We start from the raw sequence: 13,292 nt of genomic DNA on the forward strand, positions 1-13,292 counted from the left end.
GTCACGCCTCCGTGTCGGCAGCGAGGGCTTCGAGGTCCGCCAGCACCAGGTCCTCGACCAGGTCGGCGAGGGCGGAGACGGTGCGGGCGGTGAGGACGTCGCGCGGCGAGAGGTCGACGCCGAAGGCCGCCTTGGTCCGGGACGTGATGTGCAGGCTGCGGATCGAGTCGCCGCCGAGCGCGAAGAAGCTGTCCTCCACGCCGATCTCGCCGACGCCGAGCACGTCGGTCCAGATCGCCGCGATCGCCTCTTCGGTCTCGGTGCGGGGAGCCACGTAGTCGGTGGACGTGACCGCGTCGCGCTCGGGCGCGGGGAGCGCGACGCGGTCGAGCTTGCCGTTCACGGTCAACGGCATGCTTTCCAGTGCGACGAACGCCGCGGGCACCATGTGGTCGGGCAGGACCTCGGCCGTGTGGTCGCGCAGCTCCGTCGCCGTGGTCGGCTTCTCCGGGACGTAGTACGCCACCAAGCGTTGTTCGTTCGCCAGTACAACGACCTGGGCGACGGAGGGATGCGCCAGGAGCACGGATTCCACCTCGCCCAGTTCGATCCGGAAGCCCCGGATCTTGACCTGGTGGTCGGCCCGGCCCAGGTAGTGCAGGGTGCCGGTGTCGTCCCAGCGGGCCAGGTCGCCACTGCGGTACATGCGGGTCCCCGGCGGTCCGAAGGGGTCGGCGACGAACCGGGACGAGGTCAGGCCGGGCCGGTTGAGGTAGCCGCGGGCCAGGCCGGGACCGGCGACGTACATCTCGCCGGGCACGGTCGGCGGCACCGGGTTCAGGTCCTCGTCCAGCACGTAGATCCGCAGGTCCGGCATCGCCACGCCGATGCTGCCGTCGGCCTCGGTGTAGGTGACGTGCACGGTCGTCTCGGTGATGCCGTACATGTTCACCAACGTGCCGGGGCCGTCCCAGCCGTCGAGCTTGCGCAGGTCCAGCGCCTCGCCGGCGAAGATCACGCAGCGCAGGGCGAGCCCGGTCGGCCGCTCGGGGATGAGCTGGTAGAACGCCGACGGCGTCTGGCTGAGGATCGTCACGCCCTCGTCGGCCAGCAGCCGGGCGAAGTCGCGCGGCGAGCGGGACACCGCGTGCGGCACCACCACGAGCCGGCCGCCGTGCAGCAGCGCGGCCCACAGCTCGAACACCGAGACGTCGAAGGCGTAGCTGTGGAACATCGACACCACGTCGTCCGGGCCGAGGCCGAACCAGTGGTCGGTGGCGCTGAACAGCCGCACCACGTTGCCGTGCGGGATGACCACGCCCTTGGGCCGCCCGGTGGAGCCGGAGGTGTAGATGACGTAGGCGGAGTGGTCCGGGCGCAGCGCGACGACCGGCGCGGTCGCCGGCAGCCCGGACAGGTCCGGGATCTCCGACAGGGTGGCCACCGGCCGGGCGTCCTCGACGGTCGCGGCGATCCGGTCGGCCGGGTAGGCCGGGTCCAGCGGCAGGTAGGCCGCGCCCGACTTGAGCACCCCGAGCACCGCGACGACCTGGTCCAGCGACCGCCCGAGGCGCAGCGCGACGATCCGCTCCGGCCCGGCGCCCAGCCCGACCAGGTGGTGCGCCAGCCGGTTCGCCCGCTCGTCCAGCTCGCGGTAGGTCAGGTGCTCGCCCTCGCAGGTCACCGCGACGGCGTCCGGCGTGCGGGCGGCCTGCGCGGCGAACAGCCCGGGGATGGTCGTGGTCGGCTCGCTGACCAGCGTGCCGTTCCAGTCCACGACCACCTGGCGGACCTCGTCCTCGGACAGCCACGGCACGTCGGCCACCGGGCGGGCCGGGTCGGCCACCAGGTGCACCAGCAGCCGGCGCAGCCGCTCGCCCAGCCGCTCGACGGTGGCCCGCTCGAACATGGCCGGCTCGTAGCCCAGCAGCACGCCGAGCCGGTCGGCCGGGTAGACGGTGGCGCTGAGCGGGAAGCTCGTGGTCTCGACCGCGGACAGCTCGCGCAGGCCCATGTCCTCGGCCAGCTCGACCGGGTAGTTCTCGAACACCACGACGCTGTCGAACAGGTTCGTGCCGCGCTCGACGCCGCTGCACGCCTGGATGTCGGTCAGCGGCACGTGCTCGAACCGCCGCGACTCGGCCTGCGCGTCCTGCAGCGCGCGCAGCCACTCCGCGACCGGCGCCGCGCCGTCGACCCGGGCCCGCACCGGCAGCGTGTTGATGAAGATGCCGGTGATGGCGTCCACGCCGGACAGCTCGGCGGGTCGGCCGGAGACGGTCGCGCCGAAGCACACGTCGGTGCGACCGGCGGACCGGGCCAGCAGCAGCGCCCACGCGCCCTGCACGATCGCGCTGGGCGTGAGCCGGTGCGCGCGGGCGAACTCGTACAGCCGCCCGGACTCGGCGTCGGTCAGCTCGACCGACAGCCGCTGCGAGGACGTGCCGTGCTCGGCGGGCCGGTCTGCGGGCAGCGGGGTCGGCGAGTCGAAGTCGCCGAGCGCCCGGCCCCAGTGCTCCCGGGCCGCGGCCTCGTCCTGCTCGGCCAGCCAGGCGACGTAGTCGCGGAACGGCGGCCGCTGCGCCGGTCCGGCCGGGTCGAGCACGTCGGACAGCACGTGGAAGACGCTCCAGCCGTCCAGCAGCACGTGGTGGAACGTCCACAGCACCTGCACGCTGGTGGGCGAGAGCCGGGCGACGGCGATCCGCATCAGCGGCGGCGCGGCCAGGTCCATGCCCCGCGCCCGGTCGTCGGCCAGCAGCTCGCGCAGCCGCTCGGCGCGGGCGCCCTCGTCCAGGTGGCTCCAGTCCAGGAAGGTGACCGGCAGCCGGACGTCGTCGTGCACCACCTGCAACGGCGTGCGCACGCCCTCCCACAGCACGCTGCTGCGCAGCACGGGCGTCCGGTCGACCACCCGCTGCCAGGCGGCGGCGAACACCTCCGGGTCGGTCACGCCGTCGACCACGAACGTGGTCTGCTGGAAGTACACGCCCCGGTCGCCCAGGCCGTGGAACACCATGCCCGCCTGCATCGGGGTGAGCGGGTAGGCGTCGGCGCCGGTGATCCGGTCCACCTCGTCCTGGGTGAGCCGCGCCAGCGGGAAGTCCGACGGCGTGCGGCCGCCCGCGCCCGGCTCGGCGCAGTGCGCCACGACGCCGCGCAGCGCGGCGGCGAACGCGTCCGCCAGCAGGCCGACGGTGGCCTCCTCGTGCGTGTTGTCGCTGTAGTAGAAGGTGAACTCCATCCGGTCGCCGCGCACCTGGCCGACCACGTCGAGCAGGTGCGGGCGCGGCGCGGCCGGGTCGGCGGACAGCTCCAGGTCCCGCTGGTCCTCGGCGAACCGGCCCAGGTAGTTGAAGGAGATCCGGGGGTCGCAGGCGGGCGCGGTGCGGGCCAGCCGGCGCAGCGCGCCGTAGCCGATGCCGCGACCGGGCACGGCCCGCAGCTGCTCCTTGACCGACTTGAGCGCGACGCCCCAGTCCTCGTCCTCGGGCAGGTCGAGCGCGACCGGGAAGACGGTGGTGAACCAGCCGACCGTGCGGGACAGGTCGACGTCGTCGAACAGCTCCTCGCGGCCGTGGCCCTCCAGGTCCACCAGCACCCGCGACCGGCCGGTCCAGTCGGACAGCACCCGGCCGAGCGCGGTCAGCAGCACGTCGTTGACCTGCGTGCGGTACACGCCGGGCACGTCGCGCAGCAGCGCTCCGGTCTCCTCGGCGGTGAGCCGCACGGTGACCTCGCGCTGCGAGCCGACCGTGTTGGGGCCGTGCCGGTCCACCGGCACGTCGGTCGGCGAGGCGGCCACCGCCGCCCAGTGCTCCAGCTCGGCGTCGAAGCCGCCGGTGGCGTGCTCGGCGAGCCGGGTCGCCCAGTCCCGGAACGACGTGGTCTTGCGCCCCAGCCGGACCGTGCCGCCCGCGCGGGCCTGGCGGTAGGCGGTGGCCAGGTCCTCGACCAGCACGCGCCACGAGACGCCGTCGACCACGAGGTGGTGCGCGGTCAGCCGGACCGACCGGCCGTCCAGCACCTCGGCGCGCAGCAGCGGGCCGCGGGTGAGGTCGAAGCCCGCCAGGTCCAGCGGGTTGACGCCGGTCGCGGCCTCGACCACCTGGCGGTCGCCCTCGAACCGGGTGCGCAGCGCGTCGTGGTGCCCGACCAGCGCGGCGAGGGCGGCGCGCAGCGCGACCGGGTCGACCTCGTCGTCCAGGTCGGCGACGACGGACTGGTCGAAGTGCTCGGGCCGCACGGTGTGGCTGTCGAGGAACCAGCGCTGGATCGGGGTGAGCGGCGCGTCGCCCGCGACCGGGCCCTGGTCGGCGGCGGGCGGCAGGTCGCGGGTGACGTGCGGGGCGATGGCGGCGATGGTCTGGTGCGCGAAGATGTCCCGCGAGGTCAGCACGAGACCGGCGCGCCGGGCCCGGGTGACGACCTGGATGCCCAGGATCGAGTCGCCGCCCAGCTCGAAGAAGTTGTCCCGCACGCCGACCCTGGCCGCGCCGAGCACGTCGGCGAACACCTCCGCCAGCACGGCCTCGACGGGCGTGCGCGGCGCCACGTAGCGGACCTCGGCGCGCTCCTCGGGCGGCGCGGGCAGCGCGTCGCGGTCGAGGTGGTCCAGGCCGACGAACGTCGCGGGCACGGCGTGCGCGGGCAGCACCTGGCCGAGGAAGCCGCGCAGCGCGGACGCGCCGACGTCGGGCGTCACGTAGGCGACCAGCCGGCCGTCCACCGCGACCACGGCCGCGTCGGTCACCCCGTGGTGCCGCCGGATCGCCTGCTCGACCTCGGCCGGGTCCACCCGGACGCCGCGGACGCGGACCGAGTCGTCCGGCGCGAAGTCGAGCTCCACGAGCCCGCGCAGCGGGCGGTCCGGGTCCTCGACCACCAGGCGCAGCAACGCCTCCAGGTCGTCGCCCAGCGACTCGACCGTGCCCGCGTCGAACAGGTCGGTGTTGTACTCGACGGTCAGCGCCAGGTCGTCGCCGCGCGGCCAGAACTCCACCACGAGGTCGAACCGGGCCACCGGCCGCGGCAGGTCGTGCTCGACCGCGGTCAGCTCGCCGAACGCGCCCTCGCGCAGCAACGGCTGCTGCAGCGCGACCACGGCCTGCACCAGGGGCGTGCGGCTGGGGTCCGGGTCGGGGCGCAGCTGCTCCACCACCCGGTCGAACGGCACGTCGTCGTGCGCGTACGCCTCCAGCGCGGTGTCGCGCACGTGGTCCAGGAACGCGGTGAACGGCAGGTCCGGGTCCACCCACGAGCGCAGCACGAGCGTGCGGACGAAGAAGCCGACCGCGCGGTCCAGGTCGGGGTGCTCGCGGCCGGAGCTGACCGTGCCGACGGCGATGTCGCGCTGCCGGCTGCGCGCCGACAGCAGCACCTGCACGGCGGCGGTGAGCGTCATGAACAGGGTGGCGTCGTGCGCCCGGCCGACCCCGGCCAGCCTGCGGACCAGGTCGGCGGGCAGCGGTCGGCGCAGCACCGCGCCGGACGTGGTGCGCAGCGGCGGTCGCGGCCGGTCGGTCGGCAGGTCCAGCGCCTCGATCCCGGCCAGCCGGTCGCGCCAGTAGCCCGGGTCGCCCTCGGTCCCGGCCCGGTCCCACACCGCGTAGTCGGGGTACTGCACGGCCGGCTCACCGGGCTGCCCGCCCGCGTACAGCTCGGCCAGCTCCTCCAGCAGCACCTGCACCGACCAGCCGTCGGTGACGATGTGGTGCTGCACCAGGACCAGCAGGTGCTCGTCCGGGCCGAGCGGGCTCAGCACGGCCCGGGTCAGCGGCCCGGCGCGCAGGTCGAACGGCTCGGCCAGGCCGAGGTCGTCGGCGTCGGCGGGCTCGGTCAGCACGCGCAGCGGGATCGCCCCGTGCTCCGCGACGACCTGCACCGGCTCGTCGCCCATGACGTCGAACGTGGTGCGCAGCGCGTCGTGCCTGGCCGCCAGCGCGTCCAGCGCCCGCGCCAGCCGCGCCACGTCCAGCGGGCCGGACAGCCGGACGCCGACCGACGTGTTCTGCTCGGGCGCGGCGTCCAGCGAGAACAGCCTGCGCTGCGCGGACGACAGCGGCAGCGGCGCGCCCCTCGGCGCGCGGCGGATCGGCGTGCGGTCCTCGCCCCGGTCGTGCCCGAGCACGGCCTCGGCCAGCGCGGCGACCGTGCGGTGGTCGAACATCGCCCGGACCGGCAGCCCACCCAGCCGGGACAGCGCCCGCACGGCCAGGATCGAGTCGCCGCCCAGGGCGAAGAAGTCGTCGTGCGCGCCCACCCGCGGCACGCCCAGCACCTCGGACCACGCCTCGGCCACCCGGCGCTCGGCCTCGGTGCGCGGCTCGACGTAACCCTCCGGCAGGTCGCCGACGACCGGCTCCGGCAGCGCGTCGCGGTCCAGCTTCCCGTTGGGCGTCAACGGGAACGCGTCCAGCGCGACGAACGCCGACGGCACCAGGTAGTCCGGCAGGCTCGCCGCCAGGTGCTCGCGCAGCCCCGCCGTCCCGCCGACCACGTAGGCCACCAGCCGCTTCGGCTCGCCGCGGGCGATGACGACGGCGTGCTCGACGCCGGGGTGCTGCCGCAGCAGCGCCTCGACCTCGCCGGGCTCGACCCGGAAGCCGCGGATCTTCACCTGGTGGTCGGCGCGGCCGACGAACTCCAGCTGGCCGTCCTCGCGGGTGCGGACCACGTCGCCGGTGCGGTACATCCGACCGCCGGGCGGGCCGAACGGGTCGGCCACGAACCGCTGCGCGGTCAGCCCCGGCCGGCCGAGGTAGCCGCGGGCCAGGCCGACGCCGGTCACGTACAGCTCGCCCTCGGCGGCCGGGCGCAGCTCGTCGTCCAGCAGCCGGACCTCGGTGCCCGGGACGGGCCTGCCGATGGGCGGCGTGCCGCCCGGCTCCAGCGGCTCGCTCCACGAGGTGACCACGGTGGACTCGGTCGGCCCGTAGGCGTTGATCATGCGACGGCCCGGCGCCCACTTGGCCACCAGGTCCGGCGGGCACGCGTCGCCGCCGACGACGAGCGTGCGGAACGTCGGCAGCTCCACGTCCGGCACGGTGGCCAGCGCGACCGGCGGGATCAGCGCGTGCGTCACGCCGAACTGCGCGATCACCTGAGCGAGCTGGTCGCCCAGCAGCGGTCCGGGCGGCGGCACCACGAGCGCCGCGCCGGCGGGCAGGGCCATGCACAGCTCCAGCACCGAGGCGTCGAAGCTGGGGGAGGAGAACTGGAGCACCCGGTCGCCCGGCCGCACGTCGAAGTGCTCGACCTCGGCGGCCGAGAAGGCGGGTAAGCCCCGGTGCGGCACGACCACGCCCTTGGGCTTGCCGGTCGAGCCGGACGTGTAGATGACGTACGCCGGGTCCTCCGGCCGGATCGCCACGTCGGGCGCGGTGGCGGGCAGGCCGTCCAGCCCGGGCAGGGCGTCCAGCACGAGCAGCGGCCCGGCGTCGGAGACCATGAACGCGATCCGGTCGGCCGGGTAGGCCGGGTCGATCGGCAGGTACGCGGCGCCGGTCTTCAGCACCGCGAGCCGGGCCACCACGTTGTCCACCGAGCGCGGCATGGCCACCGCGACCACCTGTTCGCGCCGCGCCCCCTTGGCGGCCAACAGGTGCGCGAGCCGGTTCGCCCGCTCCTCCAGTTCCCGGTAGTCGACCACCGCGTCGGTGGATATGACCGCGGGCGCGTCGGGAGTGCGCAGCGCCTGCGCGGCGATCAATTCCGGCAGTGTGCGGGCGTGCGTCATCGCGAGAAGTGCCTTTCTGGCTCGGGGGCGCGCCTTACCCGATAAGCGCGGGGGCTAAACGTGATTTCAGGCTGTTTTTGCGACCTGCCGGCGAGCCAGTCGGCCACCGATCTGGATCCACCGGATCCCACCGTCGCCGGGGTCGCGCAGGAAACGCCCGGTCTGGTTGGTGTCACCGGTGTCGGAATCGCGCATCGCGAACACCAGGCCATCGAACAGCGACAGGTCCGCGAACGGCTCGCCGTCCACGGTGAGCGCCAACCGCTCCCGGTCCACGGCCCGCACCGCGTATTCGACGTCGCCGTTGCGGAAGCGGCCGGTGCAGTCCGGCGGTGGTGGGATGCGGTGCCGCAGGCCGCTCATCCCGTCGTAGTCCGCGACCGGCAGGCCGGCGTCCGCCAGGTCCTGGACCAGGTCGCGCCAGAGGGCGAAACCGCTGCTCCCGTTGGTGGTCAGGGCCACCGCGGTGCCGTCGGACGGGTTGATCCGCAGGTGGCAGGACGTGCCGTCGGCGGTGCCGTCGTGGCCGACCCAGCGGACGCCGTCGCGCTGGAACAGCGCGAGGCCGAGGCCCCAGCCGTCGGCCATGCCGAACGGCTCGGCGTGCCGGACCGGCTCGCGCATCAGCGCGAGGTCGTCGGCGGCGATCAGGTGCGGCGCCGCGCCGCCGAGCATCCGGCCGAACGCGACCAGGTCGGTCGCGCTGGCCGCCAGGGCGCCCGCGGGCGCGTCGACGGCGGCCAGCGACTGCGCCACCGGGACGACCCGGCCGGTGCCCGGGTTGACCGCGTGGCCGCTGACCACGTCGTCGGACGGGTTCGTGGTGAACCCGGCGCGCACCCCGAGCGGGCGCAGCAGGACCGCCTCCACCGCCTCCGACCAGGTCATCCCGGTCGTCACCTCGATCAGGTGGCCGACCAGGCTGTAGCCGATGTTGGAGTAGGAGAAGCCCGCGCCCGGCTCGTGCAGCGGGTGCAGCTCGCGCAGCGCCTGCCGCACGTGGTGGCGCAGGGACGTGGTGCGCACGTCCTCCGGGTCCGACGGCAGGCCGCCGGTGTGGCTGAGCAGGTGGCGCAGCGTGAGCTCGTCGGCCACGCCGGGCAGGTGGTCGGACAGCGGCGCGTCCAGCTCCAGGTCGCCGTCGGAGACCAGGGCCATGGCGACGGTCGCGGTGAAGGTCTTGGTGATCGAGCCGATGGGCACGGCCGCATCGGCGGCCAGCCCCACCTCGTGCGTCCACGTGCGTCCCGCGTGGTGCACGGCGAGCTGCGCGCCGGGGACGTGGTGCTCGCGGACGAGCGCCGTTAATCGAGCGATGATCCGTTGGGTGTCCATGCGTGAGTCCTCTGAGAATGAGCCAATACGGCTGCGTGCCCAACATTGACGGTCGACAGCAGATCGTCGCGACCGCCGAACGGAGCATTCCCAGAATAGTCATTACCTATTTTGCGGAGAACGTGACCCCACGCCAGAGGAGAGCGCCCCCGATTCACTCGAACGGTCGGGTTTGGACTAGCCGGTCTCGTATAGAAGCGCAGTACGCGAGGGTTATTCGCAGTCGGGTGTCAACGCCTTCAGGGGTAGACGTGAGCGGTCGCACAGGCGACCATGAAATGGCTTCACGGTCCGCCGGATGAATTTCTCACAATATTTGAGATCACCGTAACCTTTGCCGCGGGACGTCGTTTGGCGTTACCCGGCCGTAGTGTTCCCGGGCCGCGGTGGCGCTGGGTGACGGATGTCCGTCACGGCGCGTTGGCGGGCTCGGGCTCCGGTGGAAGATCGACCGCTCCGGCGCGCGCGCCGCGGACCCCACCGTTCACAGAGGACACCGCCCGCGCCGGGCGTCGACCCACCGGCCGCGGCGCGGCGGGCACCGGCCCGCGCGGGCGCGGTCAGTCGAGCTGGACGTCGTGGTGCAGGGCTTCCATCCGGGCGTCCAGCTCGGCCGCGATGGCGGCGGTGGCGGTCAGCTCCTCGACGAAGCCCGCGGGCACCTGGTCGTCGTACTTGTAGAACAGCTTGTGCTCCAGGGTGGCCCAGAAGTCCATCGCGATGGTCCGCAGCTGCACCTCGACCTTCACGTGCTCCACCCGGTCGGACAGGAACACCGGGATGCGCACGATCAGGTGCAGGCTGCGGTAGCCGTTGGGCTTCGGCGCGGCGACGTAGTCCTTGGTCCGCAGGATCTCCACGTCGCTCTGCCGGGCCAGCATGTCGCGCACCCGGTACACATCGGACACGAACGGGCACACCACGCGCACGCCCGCCACGTCGTCCAGGTGCTCGGCGGCCAGCGACAGGTCCGCGGGCAGCCCCTTGCGCCGGAGCTTGTCCAGGATCGCGTCCGGCCGCTTCACCCGGTGGGTGACGTGCTCGATGGGGTCGTGCCGGTGCACGAGGTCGAACTCCTCGCTGAGGATGCGCAGCTTCGTCATCAGCTCGTCGACCGCGAACTTGTACACCACCAGGGACCGCCGCAGCAGGTCATCCGCGACGCCGATGTCCATGATCCCACGATACCGGGGCCCCGCTCGGCTACGATGCCGGTCGTGAACACCCACTGGCACGTGGTCCTCCCGCCGCCGTGCGCCTGACCGGGCGCACTCGCTGACACACACCCGCACGCCTGCCTGATCGCGCAGTGCGCCCGTTCGCGCCCTCACCTCTTCTCGCGAACGGAGATCCAGTGTCGACCCTTGCCGTTGTCCGAGCACGTCCTGCTCAAGGATCGCTGCCCATCCTGGCCGCGTGCGTCCTGTGGGGCACCACCGGCACCGCCAGCTCGCTCGCGCCCGCCTCCGCACCGGCTTCGGCCGTCGGCGCGGCGGGCCTGGTGCTCGGCGGCTGCCTGCTCTTCCTCACCGCCCGGGGCGCGCGCGCCGTGCTGCGGACCGCCGACCGGCGGCTGCTGCTGCTCGGCGCGCTGACCGTGGCGGGCTACGCGCTCGCGTTCTACCCGGCCGTCGAGCGCACCGGGGTGGCGGTCGCCACCACCGTGGCGCTGGCCACCGCGCCGATCGTCCTGGGGCTGCGCTCCCGACCGCTGGTCACGTCGACCGCCGTGGTCGGGTGCGCGGTGCTCGTGCTGGGCGGCGGCAACGCGCACGTCGACCTGGTCGGCGTGGCGCTGGCGCTGGTCGCGGGCCTGTCCTACGCCGCGTACTCGGTGATCTGCGCGCACCTGATCGGGCTCGGGCACCCGTCCCGGGCGGTGGTGGGCGCGGTGTTCGGCGGCGCGGCGGCGCTGACGCTGCCGGTGCTCCTGCTGCTCGGCGTCGGGTGGGTGGCCGACCCGGCCGGGCTCGCGGTGACCGCGCACCTGGCGGTGTTCACCACGTTCGCCGCGTACCTGCTGTTCGGTCACGGGCTCCGGCGCACGAGCGCGGCGGCGGCGACCACGTTGACGCTCGCCGAACCCGCCGTGGCGGCCGTGCTGGGCGTCGTCGTGCTGCACGAACGCCTGCCGCTCGCGTCCTGGTGCGGGATGGCCGTGCTGGCGCTGGCCCTGCTCGCGCTCGCGCGCGGGTGACACCCCGGTGGGTCGGCGCCGTCCGGCGTCGGCCCACCGCCGGTCGGGGCGGTGCTAGTCGGGGCGGTGCGCCCCGCCGCCCAGGCCGTACAGGATGCGCTGGATGACCTCGGGGTCCACGTCCGGCTCGTCGCCCATCTTCTCGGCGGCGGGGGAGCGGCGCGGTTCGCGGCGCGGCAGCGGCACGGCGGAGGCGTTCATGCCGGACGGCAGCGCCAGCTCGCACCACGCCAGGTGGCCGCCCGCGGTGAGGTCGACCAGGCCCGCGCGGGTGCCCGCCAGCTCCGGCGGCAGCGCCACGCGGTTGCCCTCGACCTCCACCACCAGGTAGCCGCCGGTCAGCCGCAGGCGCACCAGCAGGAAGCCGGGCGCCCTGCGGTCCGCCACGTCGACCGCGGCGCCGACCAGCCGGCGGACGGTCTGCGCGGCCTCGTCCTGCATCGCCCGCAGGCGCCACTCGCCGAGCGAGAAGCGCACGAACATGTCCGCGACGTTCACCGCGGTGGGCAGCGCGACGAGTCGAAGGTCGTCGACCTGTTCGGTCTGGCCGTTCACACCGAATCCTCCTCGCCTGCGTCCGGCGCGTGCTGCGCCAGATGGTGCCATGAGTGCATCCGGTGTCACCCACGTGGTCTACGACCGTGAGCGGACCGTGTCCGCTTCGAGTTCTACGCCTTCAGTGCTGACCGAAAGGGAATCGTAGTCCCACGACCTACTACGGGTCATCACCGAGTGCGGTTCACCCGGTTCGCGGCGGCGGACCGGAAACTACCGAAATGCGCGGTGAAATGGAATGACCGCTCATGTTCGCTCGGGCGTGTGACGTGAATCCGCAGCGCAGGGGGTGGTCGGGGACGTGCAGCGCGAAGGGCCCGTCGGCTGCCGACGGGCCCTTCGCGGGGTGCTGGGACGAGCTCAGGCCTGCTTGACGGCCTCGATCTCGAGCAGGATGGTGATCTTGTCGCCGACGACGGCGCCGGCCGGGCCGCCGGTCACGCCGAACTCGCGGCGGTTGATCTCGGTGGAGGCGGAGAAGCCCGCGACCTTCGCGCCCTCGAAGCCGTCGCCGAAGCCGTTGATCTCCAGCTCCAGGGTCACGGCCTTGGTCACGCCGTGCAGGGACAGCTCGCCGTCGACCAGGAAGCCCTCGCCGTGGGCGCGCACGCCGGAGGAGGTGAAGGTCAGCTCCGGGAACTTCTCGACGTCGAGGAAGTCCTCGCCCTTGACGTGGCCGTCGCGCTGCTCGTTGCGGGTGTCGATCGAGGTGGCGTCGATCTTGGCGTTGACCGTCGACTCCAGCGGGTTCTCCGCGGTCACGATCGTGCCCTCGAAGGAGCCGAAGTGGCCGCGGACCTTGGACACGCCGAGGTGGCGGACCACGAAGGAGACGTCCGAGTGCACCGGGTCGATCGCCCACGTGCCGACGAGGTAGCCGGGGATCTGCACAGCCTGCGAGGTCATTGAGTGGTCCTTCTGGGTAGGTCTGGTTGAACTCTCAACAGAACATAGCGCATCCTGGTTGAAGGTTCAACAAGGACCTATGATGGGAGGCATGAGCGACGTGCGGTGGCTGAGCGCCGAGGAGCAGCAGGTCTGGCGTGCCTTCATGACCGCCGTGACGAAGTTCACCGAGCACCTGGACCGGCAGCTGCAGCGCGACGCCGGGATGCCGATGGCCTACTACGAGATCCTGGTGGCGCTGTCCGAGGCGCCGGACCGGGCGCTGCGGATGAGCGAGCTGGCGGCGGTGTGCCACTCCTCCCGGTCACGGCTGTCGCACGCGGTGGCCCGGCTGGAGAAGGAGGGCTGGGTCGAGCGCCGGGCCTGCCCGTCGGACCGGCGCGGCTCCATCGCGGCGCTGACCGGAGCCGGGTTCGCGGTGCTGGAGCGGGCGGCGACGGGCCACGTGACGGCGGTGCGCGAGCACCTGTTCGACGTGCTGACGCCGGAACAGCTGCGATCCCTGGCGGAGATCAGCCGCGCCGTGGACGACGGCCTGACGGCGGAGTGCGCCGCGGTGCGCGCCGAGCTGGCCGACTTCTAGTTCCCCGCGGCAGTTCCCCGCGGCGGGGGCCGATCCGG

Annotated in this window: 7 protein-coding genes; 2 read left to right on the plus strand and 5 right to left on the minus strand. The window is 73.5% G+C overall.

The features are described from left to right. Nucleotide 1: 1 nt before the first annotated feature. The 3 genes from AB0F89_RS21510 to AB0F89_RS21520 form a co-directional block, all read right to left on the minus strand. Nucleotides 2–7,651 carry an amino acid adenylation domain-containing protein gene (locus tag AB0F89_RS21510; protein WP_367127293.1) on the minus strand — a complete coding sequence of 2,550 codons (7,650 nt, stop codon included), beginning with the start codon at nt 7,649–7,651 and terminating at the stop codon, nt 2–4. 93 nt (nt 7,652–7,744) lie between these two features. Further along, the gene (locus tag AB0F89_RS21515) at nt 7,745–9,013 is read right to left on the minus strand and encodes a serine hydrolase domain-containing protein (protein WP_367127294.1); all 1,269 of its coding nucleotides are present in this window, start codon (nt 9,011–9,013) and stop codon (nt 7,745–7,747) included. Between the two features lie 560 nt (nt 9,014–9,573). Then, nucleotides 9,574–10,188, minus strand: a complete 615-nt coding sequence (locus tag AB0F89_RS21520) for a GTP pyrophosphokinase family protein (protein ID WP_367127295.1) — start codon at nt 10,186–10,188, stop codon at nt 9,574–9,576. Nucleotides 10,189–10,367: 179 nt separating this feature from the next. Between AB0F89_RS21520 and AB0F89_RS21525 the strand changes: the two genes are divergently transcribed. Then, a complete protein-coding gene (locus AB0F89_RS21525; RefSeq protein WP_367127296.1) occupies nt 10,368–11,210 on the plus strand; it encodes an EamA family transporter in 843 nt (280 codons plus the stop codon). Nucleotides 11,211–11,264: 54 nt separating this feature from the next. Here AB0F89_RS21525 and AB0F89_RS21530 read toward each other — a convergent pair whose 3' ends face one another. Then, nucleotides 11,265–11,765: an ATP-binding protein gene (locus AB0F89_RS21530; protein ID WP_367127297.1), complete on the minus strand. Its 501-nt coding sequence runs from the start codon at nt 11,763–11,765 to the stop codon at nt 11,265–11,267. Between the two features lie 360 nt (nt 11,766–12,125). Next, complete coding sequence (locus AB0F89_RS21535) at nt 12,126–12,671, minus strand: YceI family protein (RefSeq protein ID WP_367127298.1); 546 nt, start codon at nt 12,669–12,671, stop codon at nt 12,126–12,128. A gap of 91 nt (nt 12,672–12,762) precedes the next feature. Between AB0F89_RS21535 and AB0F89_RS21540 the strand changes: the two genes are divergently transcribed. Next, nucleotides 12,763–13,254 (plus strand): MarR family winged helix-turn-helix transcriptional regulator, encoded by a 492-nt coding sequence (locus AB0F89_RS21540; RefSeq protein ID WP_367127299.1) that lies wholly within the window; start codon nt 12,763–12,765, stop codon nt 13,252–13,254. Nucleotides 13,255–13,292 lie beyond the last annotated feature (38 nt).

Origin of the sequence: Saccharothrix sp. HUAS TT1 (genome assembly GCF_040744945.1) — a bacterium.
In the GTDB taxonomy this organism is placed as follows: domain Bacteria; phylum Actinomycetota; class Actinomycetes; order Mycobacteriales; family Pseudonocardiaceae; genus Actinosynnema.